The following is a 21,912-nucleotide window of genomic DNA, read 5'->3' as shown; positions in this document are numbered from 1 at the left end:
CCGAAACCACCAGTAGATCCACCAACGAATCCAGAGAAATAAACAGAGCCGAAGAAACCAACAAATCCAGAGAAGCCAACAGAATTAAATAAACAAGAGTCAAAATCAGATGTAACGGTTTAAAGGGGGATTCGCTTACACATGTATAAGGATAAAATCTCAATTAAATATAAGTTAGCTGAAAAAAAAGTACTCATTCCATTGAGTACTTTTTTATTTGTTGGAATGTTTTTAATCGCTAATTTTTTACTCAGCTTATCTTTAGAGCTGATAGAAACAACATTTAGTGATTTATTACACCCAAAACCATTTCATATGGAGGTAGGATTTCTTTTTCGGATGCCAATTGCAGAACATCCAATTTACTACATGCTTGTTTTCCTTGTAGTAATTGGAACCATTGCAAGAACAGTATACAAACTGAAATCTTCCTTTAAAAATTTAAATAATCATGAGAAAGGATCTAGTCGCTTTACAACAGTTGAAGAGCTGAAAAAGCAATATCGAGCCGTACCAGATCGAAAGAAATCATTTAAAGGTGGCGGTGGTGTTGTTATCTCTCGACTAGGTGACAAAGTATTCATTGATGATAGCCCTGTAAACAATTTAATCATTGGTACAACTCGCTCTGGTAAAGGGGAAACCTTTGTATTTCCTACAATTGATGTCTATTCTAGAGCGGAACATAAACCATCTTTAATTTTTAACGATCCTAAGGGTGAGTTATTCAGTGCATCGAAAGAAACGCTGGAAGAACGAGGGTATCACATTGAAGTTTTGAACTTGTTAAACCCACTTGATTCTATGAGTTATAACTTATTGCAACTTGTAAAAGATGCCTATAAAGATGGAGATTATTCAACAGCGCAAGCACTATGTAAAACACTTTCTCACACTTTGTATTACAACCCAACTGTCAAAGATCCTTTTTGGCAACAGTGCGCTATGAGCTTGTGCAATGCCATGATATTAGCAGTTACGGATAAATGTATTGCGGAAGGAACAGAAGAAAAAATCACAATGTATGCAGTAGCAAATATGTTATCAGAACTTGGATCAAAAGAGGTAATCGTAGATCCAAAAGCAGATCCACAAAATGCATTAGATTTATACTTTGAAGGGTTGCCAGCAGATAGTGTTGCGAAAATGCAATATGCAACCTCAAACTTCTCGAAAGGAACGACACGAGGCGGAATTTTCACCCAAACAATGAACGGACTCTCTATCTTTACGTTCGATGAAATTGCAAAAATGACTTCGAAAAACAGTGTGGATTTAAAATGTGTAGGGTTTGGAAAAACGATAAAAGGAAAAGTAACATCTAGAAAACGAGTAGAAATTGTCTTTCCGGATGGATCAATGGAGTCTATCAAAGCAGATATCACAGGACGTTTTGCATTGGATTATAAGCGAGTAGTAAAAGTCGGGGATACAATCCAATTGAATGAAAAGGGAAATGATAAAAAGAGAACATCTATCTCTATTACGAAAATAGATGAAAAGACGGGTCATACAGAGTTTAAAGTAGTAGAAGAAAATGAAGATATCCAGGTAACAACAATGGATTATTTCGATAAGCCAGTTGCAATTTTTATGATTACACCTGACTATGATTCTTCAAATCATGTCATTGCTTCTATTTTCGTAAGACAGCTCTACTTCATATTAGCCAAGGGTGCATCCCTTGCTCGTGGTAATGAGTGTCATCGTGAAGTAGTATTTATTTTGGATGAGTTTGGCAACATGCCGAGTATAGAAGGAATGGCAACGTTAGCAACGGTTTGTTTGGGAAGAAATATCCGTTTTAATCTCATCATTCAAGCATATTCACAACTAAAAAACAAATATGGAGATGATGCAGATACCATTGATGGCAACTGTGGGAATACAATTTATATATTAACAAACGACCAACAGACAGCCGAAAGAGTATCGAAGAAGCTTGGGAACAAGACAATTAACACACTTTCCCGAAGTGGAAAAGGTCTCTCTACAGATAAAAACAAAACCGAAAGTCTAGATCAACGACCACTTTTAACACCAAATGAACTTATGAGTCTTAAAGAAGGAGAAACTACTGTTATTCGTGTAATAAAACGTCAAGATAATAATCGAACACGTATCAGACCACGACCAATTTATAATACGGAAGAAACAGCCTTAAAATACAGATGGGAATACCTGGGGGGAGAGTTCGATACAGATAAATCTATTTTAGATATAGACATTGACTCCCTACATGATGATGTAGATCCTAAAAAACTCATTGTAGATTTCCTAGGAGAAAGAAAGGCAGAACAAACCAAGAAAGAACCACCAGAGCCAGAACAGGAAACCTCTTCACCAGTAGAGCCACAGAAGCCAACAGAAGAACCTAAAATGATGGGAATTGATGAAGACATTCCGGAAGAGTCATTCCAACAAGAAGACAGTCCATTTAATCCACTCTCCATTGAAAATTGGAAGACGAAAACGGTTATTGAGTTTTTTGAATCTGATTTAGCGGTTTTGAAACTAGTTGATAAGTTCTTTATAGCACAGTTAGGTAAGGGAATAGATGAGGTTGAAAATCAGGAAATGGGCGAGTTTTACAGTGAATTTCAAATGTTAGCTCATAATGACCATATCGACAAAGGTGTATATCAAGCAGTTGAAAATAAGATTAATCGAATTTTACGTGATTTAGAAGAAAAGGAACAAGTAACGAGTTAGAAAGGCACTCAAATAATTGAGTGCCTTTTTGAATCCAGAAATAAAGGAGGAAGCGAGAATGGAGATGCCGACAATAACAGATAAAATGCAATTGATTCTAGATAGTTATTCGCCATTTGTAACAGAAGATAATGAGGTCATTCTTGGTCTAGAAGATGCGGTTCTTTTCCTTTCAGTAGATCGGGAACAAAAAGGGAAATTGATTATTCGTATTGACAGACTAAATGAAAGAGTGAATTGGACAGCAAAAGAAGTATTAGGGCAGTAGTAAGCATGAGAGGAGGATAAATAGTGAAAGATGAAGAGATTTTAAAGGTTTTAGAAGAGTTCTCGGATTATCTTCAAGTAGGAGACATCGTGAATTATGTATTGCGTTGGCTAGGATGGTTCTTAATTCAAGGTCTATCTTTGGTTGTAGATGCCTTGGAGGGTGTGACAGATGCCATACTGGGGATTAAAGGATTCTTTAATTCACCGGAAATACAAAATTTTGTTGATATGTTATATCCATTGTTTGTCGTTCTTTTAGCCATATCGTTTTTATATATTGGCTACATGTTCATTATGAACAAACAAATGAACCGTTCTCAAATTATCATCAATATCTTCGTAACACTGAGTGTACTTTGTTTATTAAGTACTGGTATGACAAAGGTCGATAAGTTCACCGATGATGCCATAGCAGTTGTAAAATCAGAGCAAAAAGGTTCTTTAAGTGATGAAATTATTAAGAAGAATATAACGGATGTTGCAGTAATAGATCAAAACGGATGGAAAAAGAAAGAAGATATGAATCCGAAAAATAATATTCCTGAAAAAAATATTAGACAAATAGATATTACAGAAAAAATTGATTCCGATTTCAAATTTACGAAAGACAAGGATTTATCAGATGGTGGTCAAAAAATCCTACAGAATAAAAGGGTGATGGATGCGTTAGGAGTTGCATCTTTAGCTGAATTAAAAGATGGATGGTTTGATTTCTTCCCAGAAAAGTATTATCGCTGGCATTGGAATTTTTGGAATATATTCTTTACTTTACTGATAACAGGCGCAACGTTGTTATTGGTAAGTATTAAATTAGCTAGATTATTTTATGAATTGGCATTTAACTATTTGTTAGCCAACATATTAGCACCAGCCGATGTTGCAAATGGTCAAAAATTAAAAGCGGTGTTATCGAATATCCTCAATATATTTATAGCAACGATTATGATATTCCTATCTTTGAAGCTATATATAATGGGAACGGCGTTTCTCCATGACAAATTAAATGGTGTACCGTATCTTATTGCATTAGCCGCATTTAGTATGGCAGTTCTAGATGGACCGGCAGTCGTAGAAAGGCTATTTGGAATAGATATTGGATTAAAGAGTAGTTGGGGCATGTTAGCTGGTGGTTTCGCACTTGGTAAAGGAATTGGCAGTCTTGCGAATTCAAAGCCAATGAAGGGTTTAGGAAATATGATTGGAAAAGGAGCAAAGGGTGCAGCGCAAGGGACTGGTGTTGCAGCAGCTAAAACCGCAAGTGCGGCAGCGATGGCAACAGGAGGCATGGCTGGTCTCGTAAGTGGTTTGAAAAAAGGGAATGAGTCCGAAAATAAAGAGTCCTTGCAAGATCAAATGAAAAAAGCAGGTCAGAAGAAAGCAAGTGGTAATGATTTAGCAAATAAAGAAAAAGAAAAAGGTAACTTAAATAAGGAAGAAGATAAAAAGAATGGTGGTACGCCATCTATTCAAGAAGATATGAAAAAAGAAGGGAATGAAAACCCAGGGGTAGCAAATGGGCAAGAATCGGGAACAACAATTCTTCAAGATGAAATGAAAGAAGCTGGAAAAGCAAATGGAGCGAGTGAAGGAAGTCAAACAGCAGGAGCGGTAAGACAAGGAGCAAGTGAAGGAAGTCAAACACCAGGAACAGTAAGACAAGGAGCAAGTGAAGGAAGTCAAACACCAGGAACAGTAAGACAAGGAGCAAGTGAAGGAAGTCAAACACCAGGAACGGTAAGACAAGGAACAAGTGAAGGAAGTCAAACACCAGGAACAGCACCAAGCGGAGGAAGCCCGGGACCAATGGAAACATCAAAACCAGTACCAAGTGGAGGAAGCCCGGGACCAATGGAAACATCAAGACCAGTACCAAGTGGAAGTAGCCCGGGACCAATGGAAACATCAAGACCAGTAACGGGTGGAAGTAGCCCGGGACCAATGGAAACATCAAGACCAGTAGCAAGTGGAAGTAACCCAACACCAATGGAAACATCAAGACCAGTAGCAAGCGGAAGTAGCCCGGCACCAATGGAATCGCCAAGATCAGTGGCAAGTGGAAGTAGCCCGGCACCTGTGGAATCGCCAAGATCAGTAGCAAGCGGAAGTAGCCCGGCACCTGTGGAATCGCCAAGATCAGTAGCAAGTGGAAGTAGCCCGGCATCAGCCGATATCGTAACGGTGACACATAGTAGCCCAAGTGTTCCTTATGAAAGTGATAAAGAAGTAGCAGCAAGTAGTAGTCATGAAACACGTACATTAGGACAATATGCAACGGATACAGTTAAAAAAGGTTATAACTCCACTACATCCTCTGTTAAGCAAACAGTAAGAGGGGTTCAAGAACGAATCAATAATTCAGAAACGGTACAAAATACAAAGCGTTTTTATCAGATGGGTCAAAATACAGGTAAAGGTTGGAGAGATATAGTGAACAAAAATAAAAATAATACGGATAAAAAATAAGCGTAATCGTACGCTTATTTTTTATTGTCGAAAAGGAGGGAATCCCGATGAGAAGCTATCGGATTCCGAAGGAAATCAGTACAGAATTACGGATTAATAAAGTGCTTTATTTAATAGACTTCTTTTTATTAATTGGTTTATTAGTTGTAACGATGATTCTTAGGAATTTCGTACATGATTCCTTTCAGTTACCATTTGTTATTTTCATGGCAGCTATTGCAATTATCATGATATGGCGACCAAGTACGAATCCTCAAAAACGAATGTATGAAGTGTTGATTATTACATTGCTAAGAAGAAAAGGTGCATATTGTGCCATTGATAACGATCAATAAGGGAGGGATCACATATGGCGTTATTCAGCGAAAAAGATGTAGAAAAAGAAAAGCCAAAACAAATAGAAAGACCGAAGAAAAAGGCATTTCGTTTTAACGAAAAAAATGTAAAGGAATCACTTTCTGAATCAAAAGAAATTGTTAAGGTGGTACCCAACGAAAAGAAAGAGGAAGAACAAACAAAGGCAGAAAGCAAAGTGAAAAAACAGAAGAAAGAAAAACCAAAGAAAGATGCTTTGAAAAAGAAAAATCCAAAACTTTTAGGCTTTTTATCTAGAAAAAAGAAAGAAGCACCACCAAAGGTAAAGAAAAGTATTGCGGAAATTATGCAAATCATAGACATGACGGAGGATGGAATATTTGAGCTGAAAAATGAGGAGTTTTTAGAAATTCTTCAAGTCGAAGGTGACGATATGTTCTCTAAGAATAGCGACGAACAGGCTTTTGTTATTTTCTCACATGCGTATTTTTATCAAGCCTACAAACAGTCAATTAAACTCGTTTTTTTAAACTTCCCATGTCAAACAACCGAACAACAACGATATATAGAGAAAAAAATTAAAGAATGTACCAGCCCTTTGTATGAACGAATTTTAAATCAGAAGTTAAAAGAACTTCAATTTTTAGAATGGGGAAGAACAAATCGTGAAGCTTTCTTATTTATTTATGGAGAAAGTGAATTAATCGTAAAAGAGCGTGTGGATGCAGCTAAACGGTATATCAAACGCTCTACCGAACTATTAGAGGTGGATGAAGAGAAAAAGTTAGAGCTTATGTTTAAATTGTTTAATCAAAATGCAAAATTGGGAACGAAAAATATATGGTAGTGAGGGGGAAACAAGATGTTTGCGTTCAAAAGTAAAAAATCCAAAAAGGAAAAACAAAAAGAACTAAAAAAGAAAAAAGGTTACAACCCTTATTTAGTAGCTAGGGTTCAGCCACAAGGGGGAATCAGTTTTAAAGAAAGTTATGTGCAAACAGGTGAAGGATTTGCTACTTGTATTCATATCTATGATTATCCAACAGAGGTAAATGATTTTTGGTTAGAACAAATTATGAATATGCCAAATGTGATCACAACATTAGATGTAATGAGTGATGATCGAAAAGAAGTCGTTGAATCTATTAATAAATCCATGAGTGAACAAAGTGTTCGGCATGATACAGCGAAGGATAATATAGATCGGATTGATGCAAAAAATGAATTTTTAGAGCTGGAAGCTCTCTATACGGATTTGAAACAAGGTGAGGTCATGAAACGTATTCATATCCGTATCTATGTTTCCGCTAGAACTTTAGATGAGTTAGAAAAACAAGTAAAAGAAATCATGGAAACATTAGAGTCTTATAACTTTCGAGGAGCTGTCTTTTTAAATGAACAAGAGTATGAATGGGATGCACTCGTAACGAGCTTTGATACACAAAAAAATTATGTGAACCGAAGAAAAGGAAAAGAAATTCCGGCAGTCAGTTTGGCTGGTGGATGTCCATTTCACTATTCTTATTTGAACGATCCATACGGTACGTATTATGGAACAACGAAAACAAAAGGAAATGTTATTTTTGATATTTTTCATAAAGACGAACAAAGAAAGTTTTATAACGGTGTAATGATTGGAAAGCCTGGTGCTGGAAAATCAACATTACTAAAAAAGAAATCAGTAGACTATGCAAGTAAAGGTCATTTTATTCGTATTTTTGATATTGTAGGTGAATTCGAGGAAACAGTACGTGATCTGAACGGGAAAACAATTGCATTAGATGGTTCGCAAGGTCAAATTAACCCACTTCAAGTATATAAGACAGCAGAACTTGAAGAAGTTAGTTTCACTCAACATCTATCTAAACTGACAATTTTTTATCGATTCATTGCGCCAGAAGCAAAAGATGATGAAATTAAAGAATATGAAAATTTGCTTCGTAAATTATATATTCGAATGGGATTATGGAATGATGAAAAAGGAGCGAAAAATGAAATTACAACAAGAAAACCAAATGAGTATCCCATTTTCTCAAACTTTTTATCTTTTGTTCGTGATGAATTATATGAGAATGTAGAAAATAGAAAACACCATGAGAATTTAGGAGAAAGCAGAAAACATCGTTTAGAGTTGATTGAATTAAATCTTGTAAATTTAGTAGAAGCATATGCACAATTATTTGATGGTCATTCCACTATTGAAAACTTTAAAAAAGAACAAGTTGTATCGTTTTCCTTACGAAACATTTCAAATTTTAAACCGGAAGTATTCCAAGCGCAAATTTTTAATGTTTTTAATTTAATATGGGATGAAATGATATCCAATGGTGCGCCACAATTAGAGGCATATACTAAACAACAACTTGCTTTTGAAGATGTAATTCGTTATTTCATTATTATTGACGAGGCGCATCATATCATAAACACGAAAAAAGAAAGCGCTCATGCTTTACAATTTTTAACTAAATTTAGCCGAGAAGATCGAAAATATTTTGCAGGGCTTTTATATGCAAGTCACACGATTCGAGATTTTGTACCGGAAGGATCTTCACAAGAAATGATTGATGAAATTAAAAAGCTATTTGAACTTACACAGTACAAATTTATCATGCAACAAGATAATAACAGTTTAGATATGTTACGAAAAGTATTTGCAGGACAGTTAAGTGAAAGTGAGATTGCAGCGATTCCACATTTACCAACAGGGGATGTCATTTTAAGTATTGGGGCTGTAAAAAACATTCACTTCCATGTAGAAGTAACAGACGAAGAATTGATGTTATTCGGGGGAGGTGCTTAATACCATGCATCTGGTTTTAAAGATTATACCAAAGAAATGGCTCATCACTTTAGCGCTAATTGTGATGGGTCTTTTTTCTTTTCTTTTACTTGGAGTCGTTAGTATTTTCATTGCAGCAATGGGGAGCGATAGCGGAACAGACACAGGTGATATTACGTATACAGGTGAAGGGCAGGTCATGAATGTTTCACCCGAAGTTTTAAAATGGGAACCTACGATTCGGAAGCATGCGAAAGCCTTTGGCGTGGAACCGTTTGTTGCTTTAATGCTTGCACAAATGATGCAAGAGAGCGGAGGCCGAGGCAGCGATCCGATGCAATCATCAGAGGGTGCTTTTAATACGAAATATTGTAAATCACCAAACTGTATTACAGATCCAGATTACAGTATTTGGGCTGGTGTACAGGAGTTTAAACATGCGATAGAAAGAGCAGGTGTAACGAGTCCTGGTGACATGGATCATATCAAAACAGCCCTCCAAGCGTACAACTTCGGAACAGGTTTTTTTGATTTTATTAATTCAAATGGTGGCAAATATACAAAGGAATTAGCTATAAAATTCTCACAGGAGCAATACAAAAAAGTAGCTCACACTGGTATGTATCATTGCCTAAGACCGGAAGCGGTACCGTATCAAGCGTGCTACGGCGATATTTTGTACGTTGACGCAGTTTTAAAATATTATCAGCCGGGTTCTGTCGTTTCTGGTGGCGGAGGAAATCCAGGTAGTGGAGGAAGTAGCGGCTCAAAGGTTGCCGATGTAGGTCGTCAATGGATAGGGCGTTCTACGTATGTATTTGGTGGGGGACGTAACACAAATGACATTGCAAGAGGTATTTTTGATTGTAGTAGTTTTGTACGCTGGGCATTCGAACAAGTAGGAATGAATGTAAGTCCAATGGGGGCTGTAAGTACGGAAACATTAAATAAAATCGGTACAAAAGTATCAGCAAATGATATGAAACCGGGGGACGTTATATTCTTTGATACTTACAAACATGATGGGCACGTTGGAATTGTAATTGATAAAAATACTTTCATTGGATGCCAAACAAATAAAGGGGTTTTCATTGAAGATTTAAATAATCCGTATTGGCAAAAAGTCTTTTCTGGTCATGTAAGAAGGTTCTAAAAAAATGAAAAAGTAAAGGGGAAATCAAAATGAAATTAATAGAAGCACCGATTGAAGAATTTAAAAATGTAGTTATTAAACCATCAAACTATTTGATCCAAAACGTTGATGATTCAAATTTTCTTTTACATCGAGAGTTGAAAGAAAACGAGATATCACACTTTATAGAACACAAAACCTTTCACTATGAAGGGAAAACTTATTTATGGGTGGTAGCAAATTTCCCTTCTGAAGAAGCGGCTAAAACAGCAATACAATCCTACTGGAACGCTACTAAACAATTAAACGAAATTGCGAAGTAAAGGGGGAATTGATATGAAAGATAAACGGAAATTTTTGTTTATTGTGTTTGTAATTTTAGTCGTAGGTGTGACAGCTTTTAATATCTATTTGAGTAAAAAATCAATGAGTGATGGTAAAGAAAAACAGTTAAAGCTTTCAAATGAATTACTAACAAGACAGAACGAAGATTTAAAGAAACGGCTGGATAAGGTACTTCCTTCCGCACAAGAACAGCAGAGAAGAGCGTATTTATCGACAGCCGAAACGTTTATTCAATTATCATTTCATCGAGAAAAAGAAGGATACAATGAGCGAAAAGAAAAAGCAAAATCCATTATGAGTGAAGAACTTTTACAACAATTTTATCCCACTGATAAATACGAATTAGGAGATACCTATAAAACAAAACCAATAGAAATGAAGTTTTATTTACAAGAAAATGAACCCGATCAAGAGGAAGTAAATGTGTTAGCTGAATTTATAAATGTCACGACGGATTCAACGCAAAATCGAGAAGAAAAAGTCAAGAATGTGTTGCGAATCATCATAAAAAAGGAAAAAGAAACATGGCGAGTTACAAGTGTAGAAGAGTTAAATATGAAAGTTTTATAACAAAAAAGGTGGGGTGAGAGTGTGATAGGTGCAATCAGTAGGAAGAGTGAAAGAATCAATTTGAGAAGAAATAAGTCGTGGATCTACCTAGCAATTATCAGCTTTCTATTTTTAGGTTTTTCCGCTTTCTTGACATCTAAAATTTACATGCCAAACGATGAAAAACTATTCCATACGGAAACGAACAAAGTAATCAAGTTGTCGGGAATGGGGAAATTGATTGTAGAACAAAGGGAGTATAATCCACATAAAAATTTCATAGAAATTCGATTTCGGATAGAAGGATATGAGGAAACTGGCTTTACGTTTAAGGCACAAGAAAAAGGAAAACCAGGTGTTCAATTACCTGTCAAAGTGTTGTATGAAGAGAACGGAAATTACGTGATAGAAGTCAAAGAATTATCTCCAAATTGGGGAGCTTTAGCTTTAGATATTTACAATAAAAACAGTGAAAACGAACAAATGGATATTCGGAAATTTACACAAGATGTTAACGAATATGAAGAAGAAAATGCATCAACAAAAAGTCCGAATAAATTAGTTCAGACGATTTTTACCGATCAAAGAAAAACAAAAGCAAATGATGAATTGTTAGCTGAAGATAAAAAAACATATGAGCTAGATTTTATAGAAAGAGACAAAAAAGATATAGAAACAAAGATCAAAAATTATGGGAAAGCAATCAAACTGGAAGAAGAGAATGCGAAGACAGTTTATGAGAAAGTAAAAGAACTAAAAGATGAAATGAAGTACCAAACCGAAGCGGAAAAAACGGAAACGCAATCGAAAATAGCATCCTTAGAATCTAAAATAAAATCATCAGAAAAGAACGTTGAATTGTTTAAAGGAGAACAAAAAATTGCACGAGATAAAATCAAAAAGTTAGAGCAAAAGGCACAAGAAATTAATAAAAAGTGAAATAAGTCATGTCGTCACTGAGTACTCATCAGTGGAATTTGAGTACTCAGTGAGTGCTCATCTGGTGGTTTTTGTATCGTCAGCGAGTACTCATCAGTTGGATTTGTGTCATCAGTGAGTACTCACCTAGAGGATTTTCTTGCCCCCATCGTTTTGCTAGGCTCCGCCTAGCCCCACACCCTCGGTGGGGGCAAAAACCCCTTATGCTCTTCTCACTATTTTTGGTGCTCTACCCTTAATTACAGAAAGGAGCGGAAATTGTGAATCTAAAAATAAGAGATATAGATCCAGTTGCCTTAAAGAAAATAGATGAAATCGCAAAAAGGAAAGGAGTATCCAGGCAAAAATTTTTGAAAGCTCAAATTGAAATGCTGGCATTTTTTCAGCAACAAAATAAAAGGGAAATGGAATTAGAAAATCTCGTTGAAAAGAACATCCATATGATGAGTGATTGTTATAGCGCAATGGAAAAAATGAATGGTTTTATTCAAATGATGATGCAGGATGTTGAAAATGAGTAATGCCGTTCCTGTTCAGTCTTCCGTCACACCGGGTGTTGTTTTAAAAACGAAATTTGTGTTACCCAGTTCCGATGCGTTTCAGAACTATATTGACTATGTAGATCGAGAGGAAGCGAAAAGCGAAGTGAAGCTGAATCCGAAAATGTTCGAAACGTATCAAGACTATATGGGGAATTCAGAAAAGACATCAGCACTATTTACGGAACACGCAAATCGTTTAACAGAAAGTGAAAAAAAGTCCTTAAAGGAAATGTTTAAAACCGCTCATGAGAATGGAAGTATCATGTGGCAAGATGTCATTTCTTTTCATAATCCATGGTTAGAGGAACAAGGCATTTATGATGAGAAAACAAAAACATTGGATGAAAAAAAGTTGATGGATGTAACACGGCTTGCTATGAAGGAAATGCAAAAAAGAGAGGGGTTGGAAAAAAGCTCTATCTGGTCGGCAGCCATTCATTTTAATACGGATAATATTCATATTCATGTGGCAACTGTTGAACCATTTCCAACGAGAGAACGTGGCAAAAGAAAACCCAAAACATTGGATGCGATGAGGGGAAAAGTCGTAAATAATCTGTTAGATCGTAAGCAGGAGCAAAAACAAATTAATGATGTGATTCGAAATAATATGGTGGGAAGTAAAAAAGAAGATTCCGTTTTTGATTGGCGCAATCAACATTTGAAACCATTGTTTTTACAAATCTATAAACAGTTACCAAGTGATAAAAGACAGTGGCAGTATAGCTACAATACCATTCAGCCATTAAAGCCGGAAATTGATGAATTAAGCAGGAGATATATTCAACATCATCATAAAAAAGATTACGATCAGTTTCTCCAAAAGTTAGATAAAGAAGTGCAAGTTTTTAAAGAAGCATATGGGGAAGGCAAGTATGATAAGAAGCAATATGAAAATTACAAAACGAATAAAATTAATGACTTGCATAAAAGAATGGGGAACGCCTTTTTACAAGAAATGAAGGCATACGATAAAGAACAAAAGAGAATCCATCACATGAAAAAATCAAAGCCGTTTCAAAAATTTCAACAGAATGTATCTATTCAGTATTCCATGAAAAAAGTAGAACGTGCTTTTAAAAGTGAATATGAAAGTTGGAAGAACCAAAAGTATTATGAGCGTATGCAAAAAGAGAGTGCATATCAAAATGAAAGGGGTTATTAAATGAGTACAATTAGAAGACAGGTAACGATGGATCAAGAGACAGAGGATTATATAAGGGATTATATGGAGGAACACGGAATTCGATATACAGGGGAAGCAATGGGAAGAATTTGCAAGGAGCATGAAGCAGCAAAAAGCACAGAATGGTCACTAAATTATGTAACGGAAGTCGTATCGAATAACCTACACGATGTGTTAAAAAGTGAGCTAACAAAAATTCGTCTTGGTGCAAATAGTGCGGATAGAAATACACAAGTTTTAATTGAGTTATTAAATGGCTATTTCTTTTTAGAGGGCGTAGATAGCATTATAACGACTGATAAACAGGAGATGGAAAGTGTGAAGATGGCAAAGAAAACTGTGGAAGAACGAATTAGTCATGCAAGACAAAAACGTTTAGATTACGAGGCATCAAAGAACAATGTGACATAAGCTACATTGTTCTTTTTTATAAAAAAATAGGAGGTTATTAGGATGTTGTTATTTCATGAAGATATTGCATTAGGAGTTATTAAAGAAATTGGAGAAGGTGAACTCGTTTTACTTGTAAAAGAGGAAGAACTAACAATCAAAATTACACGAGAACAAGAGGAAGAACTTGCAGTTCATGTTATGAATCAAGAGAATATGTTAGTTCCGGTTAACGTAAAAACACATGCACTTTTCTTTGACACAACGGAAAGATGGAATGAAGAAGATATGGAGGAATTGCAAAGAGCGAGTGAAAGTGTAGGAGAAGATCATGAGTAAGAATTATAAGAAAAAGTATCAAACGAAATCACCAGAAGAAAAGAAAGAAGCGGTGCAAGATTTAACAAAAAAGATGGAAAAAAGCGTAGAAGGTTATTTTCGTACACCGGGAGATTTGAAAGAGTATTTAACGTTTATGGCAAAGTTTTATCACTATTCACCATCTAATATTTCATTAATACAGAATCAATTCGAGGGAGCCAGTGCAGTTGGTTCCTTTTCTTTTTGGAAAGAAAAAGGGTTTGCGGTTAAGAAGGGTGAGAAAGGAATCCAGATCCTTGTTCCAAACAGAACTATAGCAAAATTTAAAGACAAAGAAGGCACTTGGAAAACAGTAACTAAAGCAAACGAGGAAGAGAAAAAACAAATTGAATCTAAAAGTGTAGAAGTGAAACCTGGTCGTTTATATTTTGCTGTCGGTCATGTGTTTGATGCGTCTCAAACAAATGTAAAAGCTGAAGATCTACCACGTATTTTTCCGAATCGTTGGCTAGAAGGAAGTGTAAAAGATTATAAGAGTTTGTATAGAGGAATGGAAGCTGTTGCGGAAAAGAACGGTGTGAAAATTATTGAGCCGAAGCAAGAACTTGGGGTCGCAAAGGGGGTTAGTTACACCTTAACAAAAGAAGTTGCCCTGAATCCACGGAACAGTGAATTGCAAAATGTGAAAACCCTTCTTCATGAACTTGCCCATGCCAAACTTCATACAGCAGAAACACATATGAATTACACAGCACCAGAAAAAGAGTTTCAAGCAGAAATGACCGCTTATGCCGTTTCTTCTTATTTTGGGATTGATACAAGCGAATATTCGTTAGGGTATTTAGCAAGCTGGACACAAGGAAAAGAAATGAAAGATAAAACGAAGTTGTTGAAAGAGGTACATGAAACTTCGATTGAATTTATTGAAACAATTGAAAACACATTAGAAAAGGAAAAAGAAAAAACAAATGAAAAAGAGGTGGAAGGTATGGCAAATGAAAATGAAAAACAGGATGAAAAAAATATTTTGTTGGTCGAATATATGAGTTTAAGTAATACTACACAAGAGCTTGTTTCCGTTACAGATTTAAGGGAGCAAGCAGATAGAAATCGAGCGTTTGAACCTGTAGAAGGTGCAGAAAAATTGAGTGATAAAGAATTTATTGATGCATTTAACGTGGCAAATCAAGAAAAGTATGCAGCACTAAATCAGAATGACATTACTCGTCCAACTATGTTAATTCAATGGAGCGAAAACGAAAATTTTAAGGGTAATCAAATGATCCCATTTGGAGAAGCCAATGAAAAAATGTCTGAAGTCATTTCAAATATTGAAAAAGCAAAAGAGGAAGCAAGAGAAAGAGATGAATACGTACCATATGATAAAACTCGTTATCATATTGCCATTCCAAAAGAAGTAGATAGAGATTTTGGGAGAATGGAGCTTGTGAGTATCGATCGTTTGGATATGGGGGATGGGGACTACAAGACACCGTATGAACAAGTATTAAACGAGAAAAGATATCTATCGGATGAAGTGAAACAAGCGTTACGAGATGAAGTAGTGAATTATAGAAGTAACAAAGAAATACCGATGGAAAAAGCACATGAAAATACACTAGAAAACTTGAAAGAGACACCCAATCACTTAGTTACAATTGAAGTGTTAGCAAACGGTATGCAAGATGAAGAACTTGCAAGAATACACATGATGGATGGGGTTACGAAAGATATTAATTATTTGTCTGTATGGAATCAAGATAAAACAGATCGGGACGATTTATATGTTTCCTTAATGGAGAAAAACGGAGAACGAGAAAATGTCTATTTGGATAACATTTTGAAGCCGGATTTATATGAAAAAGTTCAAAGTTCTATTTTTGATGGCAGAGGAAATTTGTCATTTGTCATTCATGAAAAAGATGCAAAAATGAGTCTGGATGAAATCGTAAAAGACGAACGATATGGACTCTTAGTTGATAAAGCGGAGGAACAAAAAGATCATTCGTTTAATGAAAAAGAAGTGGAATTGTATAAAGAAATGAAAAAGGAAGGATATGCACCTATTGCCTCCTTAGATCAACAAATTCAACCTTCAAAAGAACAAGAGTCAACTACATTAGATAAGGATTTAAGCCGGAAATACGAAGCATACAGACGTTCACAATATGAAGAAACACCAGATAATATCGATAGTATTGTCACTCGTGTAAAAGCTGAAGAGCGTTATTATACAACAAAGTATGTTTCGATTGATAATGAGCTGGTAAGCCAGGAACACGTAGTGAAATTAGAAAACCAGGTGGATGAGAAGCTTGGGAAAGAAGGAATAACGGTGAATCAGTCTACAACTTCAAAGGAAATGGATGTAGATAAAAAAATTCAGCCATTGAACGGAAAACAAACGAATCATAAAGAAAAAGACAAGGAGCCAGAGCCTGGTAATGTAGAACAGTCGAAGGCTACAAAGAAATCAAGTAGAAAAAGAGAAACAATGGAAATGGAACGATGAAAAATTGTATAGCAGGAACACCAGATTAAATCATTTTTTGTTACTCAATTGAGATAACGGAGAGTGATTTTTTTATATCTAAAAATGAAAGAGGGTAAAAGTAAAAGTAAAAGTAAAAGTAAAAGTAAAAGTAAAAGCCCTCTTTCTTGTTTATAGAACGAAAGGAGTGAATGTCATGAATGTATGGCTATTTGCGGGCTGTATGTTCCTTGTAGCAGTCTTTTTGAACATGTTGTTATTATTTGGTCACAGAATGGTGAAAAAGCGGAGAAATAAGAAATGGAAGCGTGAAACTGAAATTGCAGATTAATAGGAGGTACTACTTATGGGAAAAACATTGTTTATTGCTGAAAAGCCGAAGGTAGCTGTTGAATTATTAAAATCACCTAGATTTAGAAACTCACAAAGGTATCCAGGGAGCAAGCCATATTATGGCTACTATGAAAATGAAAATTACATTATTAGTTGGTGCCGAGGGCATTTATTAGAGCTAAAACATCCGGAAGAAATGGATGAGCGATACAAAGAATTCAAATTTGATCACTTGCCAATTATTTTAGAGCCGGAATATAAAGCGAAATCGGATAGTCTTGAACAAATTCAAATATTAGTTAAGCTGTTAAATCGTCCCGATGTAGAACATGTGGTCAACTCCTGTGATGCAGATAGAGAAGGTGAGCTTATCTATCGTGAGATAGTTGAGCATGCAGGTGTGAACAAGCGAGAATCCCGTCTTTTTATCTCTTCCTATGAGGCCGCAGAATTAGAGGGAGCATTGAACCGATTAGAACCAGGAACAGACTATGACGGGCTTGCACAATCCGCTAAAGCAAGGCAATACCTGGATTATATTCTAGGCATTAATGTTACAAGGGGCTGTACTTCAAAACTAGCAAGAAACCAATTCTTATTGGCTTCTGGTCGTGTTCAAATGTGTATCTTGAATGAAATTCGTCAAAGGGAAATTGCTATCCAAAACTATAAAGAACAAACCTATTACAATTTAAAGCTACTAACGGAAAACGGTTTATCACCAGTAATGAAAACAGAAGATCAACTGATAGATCCATCGCCACTACAAAGGCTTGGAGATAGCTTGAAAGAAACGAATGTAATCGTAACGGAATTTAAAGAAAGTACGAGAAAAAAGAAACCAAAATTATTATATAACTTAACGGATATCTACAAAGATGCTCACGCTAAGATGAAGATAAATGCAGAAACAGCAAAAAAACATATTCAGAGTTTGTATGAAGAAGGCTTTATCACATATCCTCGTTCTTCATCCAGGCACTTACCTACAGAACAAGTGGAACGAGTGAAAGAAGTAATGGGAGCATTAGAAAAAAGCGCCTATGTAAATCTCGTACAACAAGTAATCCCATCTTCTATTACAAAAAAACACACTACATTTAATGATGAATTAGTCAGTAGTCACTTTGCCATCATTCCAACAACAAAATTATATGTCGGGACCAACCGAAATTCATTAGAAAAACAGTTATATGACTTAATTGTAAAACGATTTATCGGGAATTTTATGAGACCAGCAATCTACCTGGTAAGAGAAGTACATTTTATAGATCAAGAGGGCAACACATACAGTACAAAAGAAAAGATCCTACAAGAGAAAGGGTTTCTAAGTGTGTTTCAAGAGGATATAGAAGAGGGATCAGTTGAAGCATTTCAGATACCTAGTTTACGAGAAGGAGATTCTTTCAGAATCGTTCAGTATGACTTGATTGAGTCTCGAACAAAGAAACCAGCCTTTCATACGGAAAGTTCCATTTTAACCTTTATGGAGACGGCAGGACGTAAATTGGATGATGAACATTTGAAAGAACTCATGAAAGGAAAACGGATTGGGACAGTCGCAACGGAAGAAACATTTATCCCGAAACTGTTAGAGCGAAGCTATATTGATGTTACCAACAATCAGATTCGAACCACTAATATTGGTCGTGCGTTTATAGATGCTTTTCCGGTAGATGAAATCAAAAATCCAGCTTATACGGCCGAAATGGAAGGGATGATTTACATGATCGAAAAGAAAGAAATGAAATATGAGGAATTTGTAGAGAAAACAAATACGTTTGTAAAGGATACTGTAGAGCAACTAGGCGCAATGGATGATAAGGTGTCCGATAGCATCATTAATACCTGGAATCAGCAGATTGAGGTGTGCAAATGCCCTTGTAGAAAAGGAAAAATCCTTCATAAAGGTAATTTCTATGGATGCAGTAATTATCCAGAATGTGAAATTTCTCTACCAAAGAAAATCAAAGAAAAAGCGATTCCGGAGGCACAAGCGAAAAAGCTGTTTGAGGATAAGAAAACAGACCTTTTAAAAGGATTTAAGTCCAATGAAAAAGAGTTTTCCGCTTATCTAGTGTTACATGAAGGAAATATCAAATTTCAGTTCCCAACACAAGAGGAGCTGTCATTTGGTAAATGCCCAAAATGTAAAAAAGGTGAGATTCTTCATCGTAAAACGTTTTATGGATGCACGGAGCATAAAAACGGATGTGATTTTATGTTACCAGCAAAGATGAAAGGGAAAGCAATCCCTGGTAATCAAATGAAAAAGCTGATTCAGTATAAAACAACAGATTTTATAAATGGCTTTGAAGGGGAAAAGGGAGAATTTACGGCAGCTATCTATATGGAAGCGGACGGAAGTTTGAAATTCCGTTTTCCAACGACTGAAGATCGTACAATTGGCAAATGTCCACTATGCAAAAGTAGAGTTCTTGTAGGAAAAAGTAATTACTTATGTGAGCGATACAAAAAGGGCTGTGACTTCATCATTTTTGGTACATTCTCTGGTAAAAATCTAAGTAGTAACCATGTGAAAAAGCTATTAGAAAAGAATGTGACGGATCAAATCATAGGGTTTACCTCAAACAAAAACGGGAAGAAATTTGATGCTCGTTTATCATACAGCGTACAGGAGAAGCGATTAAAATTCTTATTCGGCAAATAAAAATGAAATGTATCAACTATAAGTAGCAAAAGAGGACTAGGAAACGGAATAGTCCTCTTTTTTATTGCATTTTATAGAGTAAAGGGGGGATTCCGTAATGGCACATGTCAGTACGGAGGATGCGATGAAAGCAAGAAACATTGACTTGATTTCATATCTGGAAGCAAAAGGAGAAACGTTTAAGAAAGAAGGAAACTATTATCGTCATATGGAACATGACAGTCTCATCATTAAAGGGAATCAATATGCCTGGAATAGTCGAGGGGAGAAGGGATATGGAGCGATTAGCTTTGCGATGATGTACTATGAAATGACATTTCCGCAAGCTGTATTAGACATCAATAAGGGGGATTATAAAGAGTTTGATCGTTCAAAAGCTGAAGAGGAACGCAAAAAAGAACAGCAGCCATTTATCTATCCAAAACACTTAGAGGTGCCGAAACAAACAGAGATCAAGCAATACTTAATTGATGAACGGAAAATAGATCCTCGCTTGGTGAACTGGTTGATTAAAAAGGATCTCATCGCCCAGGATAAGAAAAATAATGTGGTGTTCAAATGGAGGGAAGAAGGAGGCAAAGGGCAAGTAATTGGAATGAACCGTCAAGGTACTGTCAAAATGGAAAATAAAAGAGGAAGCTTTAAGCAAATTGTCCCGAATTATGAAAAAATCAATGCCGGTTTTACAGTTGATGTGGGTAAGCCGGATAAAATCTATTTTTATGAAGATCCGATTGATATGTTATCTCATTGGAGCATCAAGCAAAATAAGATCCAAAACGCTCGCCTGGTTTCTATGCATGGATTGAAGTCAAAAACAGTGATTCAATCTTTAATTGATGCGAAAAAAGAAGGGAACGATATTAAAGAGGTCATTATGGCAGTTGATAACGATAAGGCTGGTAAAGACTTCATGCAGACGATGAGATGCTTTGTAGATCTTAAAGAGGATATTCCAACGAATGAAAAAGATTGGAACGATGTCCGGAAGAAACAAGCGAGTGAACAACAGGCAAAAGAAACAGCTCAGCCAAAGAAAATGAAACCAATTAAAGAGGTGGAGAGAAGTGTCTAATCTACCAGCAATGCCAAATATAATACAGATTTTGATTTACGGTTTTATCCTGTATGTTCTTTTTCGCATTTGTAAATTTGTTTACCGAAAGATCCAGGAGCGGAGAATGCTGAAGCGAATGGCGAAGTCCGGTATTCGCTATATAGACAAAATGGACGGACATCAATTCGAAGTGTATCTGAAAGCTCTCTTTCGAGAGCTTGGGTACTCACCGATGGTTACGAAACAGTCTCATGATTTTGGAGCCGATCTTGTATTAAAAGGTAAGAAGCGTATTGTGATCCAAGCGAAACGATACGGAATGAAAAATAGAGTTGGTATAAGTGCTGTACAAGAGATATATGCAGCGCAAGCCTATTACAAAGCACATGAGGGCTGGGTTGTAACAAACAGTGTATATACAAGACAAGCAAAGGAATTAGCGGAGGCATGCCATGTAAAACTAATAGATCGTGTGGAACTTCAGAAATTGATTAATAAAATTAATCCCGAATATTCGGCTGAAGATGTATATCAAGGGGTAAAACCAGAAGAACGGAAATGTCCGACATGTAAAAATCATTTAGTCGTTCGTAATTCGAATAAAACAAGAAATAAGTTTTTTGGTTGTTCTCAATATCCTACATGTACACATACAGAACCACTCAGTAAATGAGCTGTGATGAAAATCCAGCTCTATTTCTTATTATTTGGCTCTGTTGAACTAAAATGTTGATATTTGGACATAAAAAAAGACTGTTTAAAATAACAGTCTTTTATATTAAAGAAATACGTTCTAGATCAAATACATTGATTTGTTTCTCTTCGAATAAATCTTCTAAAGCATCTGCTCCATATTTTTCTGCATATTTTTTTTCTCCTTCTGAAATAGGGACGGTCATTAACCAAGAAACTTGTTTTTTCTCGAAACTTACTGTTTCAAATTTATTTTCCCATAAATAAGGATTTACAAATAAAATATGCTTCATAGAACTATTAGGCAAATACATACTAACTACATTCTCGAATATAGCTCCTGGGAAACATTTATAATTAGAATTAATTATGTAAAATGCACACGTACTCAGTACATTTGGAAAACATTCAAAATCACTTGCTCCTACTAATTCCATCCTTATTGGTAATTCGTTGCTTTCATATCCAATAGAATAATCTGAAAGACCAAGTGTAGAGAACGAAAATACATCATCGTCAAATTGATTATCATTGGATAAAAGAATATCTATTGAACTTTTTTTATTATCATCCCAATATTTAGTAACTTTAGGCTTACCTCCAAATGCTTTTAGTGCTAACTGAGCAATTTGTTTGTTTTCTGTTGATACGCTCATTTTTATTCCCCTTATTCTAAATGCTTTTTCTCATTTTATCACATATTGTTGGTTTGAAATAAAGTCAC

Annotated in this window: 20 protein-coding genes; 19 read left to right on the top strand and 1 reads right to left on the bottom strand. The window is 35.7% G+C overall.

The window, feature by feature from the left end:
- Positions 1-141 precede the first annotated feature (141 nt).
- The 19 genes from B5P40_RS29320 to B5P40_RS29235 all read left to right on the top strand — a co-directional run bounded on the left by B5P40_RS29320 (position 142) and on the right by B5P40_RS29235 (position 21,168).
- Positions 142-2,712, top strand: coding sequence for a VirD4-like conjugal transfer protein, CD1115 family (locus B5P40_RS29320; protein ID WP_113710365.1), 2,571 nt, complete (start codon positions 142-144; stop codon positions 2,710-2,712).
- A gap of 58 nt (positions 2,713-2,770) precedes the next feature.
- Entirely contained in the window at positions 2,771-2,980 is a 210-nt protein-coding gene (locus B5P40_RS29315) for a hypothetical protein (protein WP_113710364.1), read from the top strand.
- A 23-nt stretch (positions 2,981-3,003) separates the two neighbouring features.
- Entirely contained in the window at positions 3,004-5,445 is a 2,442-nt protein-coding gene (locus B5P40_RS29310; RefSeq protein ID WP_113710363.1) for a pLS20_p028 family conjugation system transmembrane protein, read from the top strand.
- A 47-nt stretch (positions 5,446-5,492) separates the two neighbouring features.
- Entirely contained in the window at positions 5,493-5,780 is a 288-nt protein-coding gene (locus tag B5P40_RS29305; RefSeq protein ID WP_002130425.1) for a DUF5592 family protein, read from the top strand.
- A gap of 14 nt (positions 5,781-5,794) precedes the next feature.
- Positions 5,795-6,607, top strand: a complete 813-nt coding sequence (locus B5P40_RS29300) for a hypothetical protein (RefSeq protein ID WP_113710362.1) — start codon at positions 5,795-5,797, stop codon at positions 6,605-6,607.
- A 15-nt stretch (positions 6,608-6,622) separates the two neighbouring features.
- Positions 6,623-8,560 carry a VirB4 family type IV secretion system protein gene (locus B5P40_RS29295; RefSeq protein ID WP_113710361.1) on the top strand — a complete coding sequence of 646 codons (1,938 nt, stop codon included), beginning with the start codon at positions 6,623-6,625 and terminating at the stop codon, positions 8,558-8,560.
- Between the two features lie 4 nt (positions 8,561-8,564).
- Entirely contained in the window at positions 8,565-9,692 is a 1,128-nt protein-coding gene (locus B5P40_RS29290; protein WP_113710360.1) for a bifunctional lytic transglycosylase/C40 family peptidase, read from the top strand.
- 29 nt (positions 9,693-9,721) lie between these two features.
- Positions 9,722-9,994: a hypothetical protein gene (locus B5P40_RS29285; protein WP_002187845.1), complete on the top strand. Its 273-nt coding sequence runs from the start codon at positions 9,722-9,724 to the stop codon at positions 9,992-9,994.
- Between the two features lie 13 nt (positions 9,995-10,007).
- Positions 10,008-10,586 carry a hypothetical protein gene (locus B5P40_RS29280; protein WP_002187844.1) on the top strand — a complete coding sequence of 193 codons (579 nt, stop codon included), beginning with the start codon at positions 10,008-10,010 and terminating at the stop codon, positions 10,584-10,586.
- A gap of 21 nt (positions 10,587-10,607) precedes the next feature.
- On the top strand, positions 10,608-11,504 hold the full coding sequence (locus B5P40_RS29275) for a hypothetical protein (protein WP_113710359.1): 897 nt from the start codon (positions 10,608-10,610) through the stop codon (positions 11,502-11,504).
- A gap of 260 nt (positions 11,505-11,764) precedes the next feature.
- Complete coding sequence (locus B5P40_RS29270) at positions 11,765-12,025, top strand: hypothetical protein (protein WP_097884370.1); 261 nt, start codon at positions 11,765-11,767, stop codon at positions 12,023-12,025.
- Positions 12,018-13,211 carry a MobP2 family relaxase gene (gene mobP2 / locus B5P40_RS29265; protein WP_113710358.1) on the top strand — a complete coding sequence of 398 codons (1,194 nt, stop codon included), beginning with the start codon at positions 12,018-12,020 and terminating at the stop codon, positions 13,209-13,211. Before B5P40_RS29270 ends, mobP2 begins: the two co-directional genes overlap by 8 nt.
- Complete coding sequence (locus B5P40_RS29260) at positions 13,212-13,643, top strand: hypothetical protein (RefSeq protein ID WP_113710357.1); 432 nt, start codon at positions 13,212-13,214, stop codon at positions 13,641-13,643. It begins immediately after the preceding gene.
- 42 nt (positions 13,644-13,685) lie between these two features.
- Positions 13,686-13,961, top strand: coding sequence for a hypothetical protein (locus B5P40_RS29255; protein WP_002193613.1), 276 nt, complete (start codon positions 13,686-13,688; stop codon positions 13,959-13,961).
- On the top strand, positions 13,954-16,455 hold the full coding sequence (locus B5P40_RS29250; RefSeq protein WP_002193614.1) for an LPD25 domain-containing protein: 2,502 nt from the start codon (positions 13,954-13,956) through the stop codon (positions 16,453-16,455). The genes B5P40_RS29255 and B5P40_RS29250 overlap by 8 nt, the downstream gene beginning before the upstream one ends.
- A gap of 175 nt (positions 16,456-16,630) precedes the next feature.
- Positions 16,631-16,765: a hypothetical protein gene (locus B5P40_RS33875; RefSeq protein ID WP_002193615.1), complete on the top strand. Its 135-nt coding sequence runs from the start codon at positions 16,631-16,633 to the stop codon at positions 16,763-16,765.
- Between the two features lie 15 nt (positions 16,766-16,780).
- Positions 16,781-19,438 (top strand): type IA DNA topoisomerase, encoded by a 2,658-nt coding sequence (locus B5P40_RS29245; RefSeq protein WP_113710356.1) that lies wholly within the window; start codon positions 16,781-16,783, stop codon positions 19,436-19,438.
- 97 nt (positions 19,439-19,535) lie between these two features.
- A complete protein-coding gene (locus B5P40_RS29240) occupies positions 19,536-20,513 on the top strand; it encodes a DUF3991 and TOPRIM domain-containing protein (RefSeq protein ID WP_113710355.1) in 978 nt (325 codons plus the stop codon).
- On the top strand, positions 20,506-21,168 hold the full coding sequence (locus B5P40_RS29235) for a restriction endonuclease (RefSeq protein WP_113710354.1): 663 nt from the start codon (positions 20,506-20,508) through the stop codon (positions 21,166-21,168). Before B5P40_RS29240 ends, B5P40_RS29235 begins: the two co-directional genes overlap by 8 nt.
- A 100-nt stretch (positions 21,169-21,268) precedes the next feature.
- Here the strand turns inward: B5P40_RS29235 and B5P40_RS29230 are convergent, their stop codons facing one another.
- Complete coding sequence (locus B5P40_RS29230) at positions 21,269-21,844, bottom strand: suppressor of fused domain protein (RefSeq protein WP_113710353.1); 576 nt, start codon at positions 21,842-21,844, stop codon at positions 21,269-21,271.
- Between the last annotated feature and the right edge of the window lie 68 nt (positions 21,845-21,912).

The organism is Bacillus sp. SRB_8 (assembly GCF_003264205.1).
In the GTDB taxonomy this organism is placed as follows: Bacteria; Bacillota; Bacilli; order Bacillales; family Bacillaceae_G; genus Bacillus_A; species Bacillus_A mycoides.
Note: the sequence above shows the minus strand (reverse complement) of the source record. Positions and strands in the feature narration are given on the sequence as shown.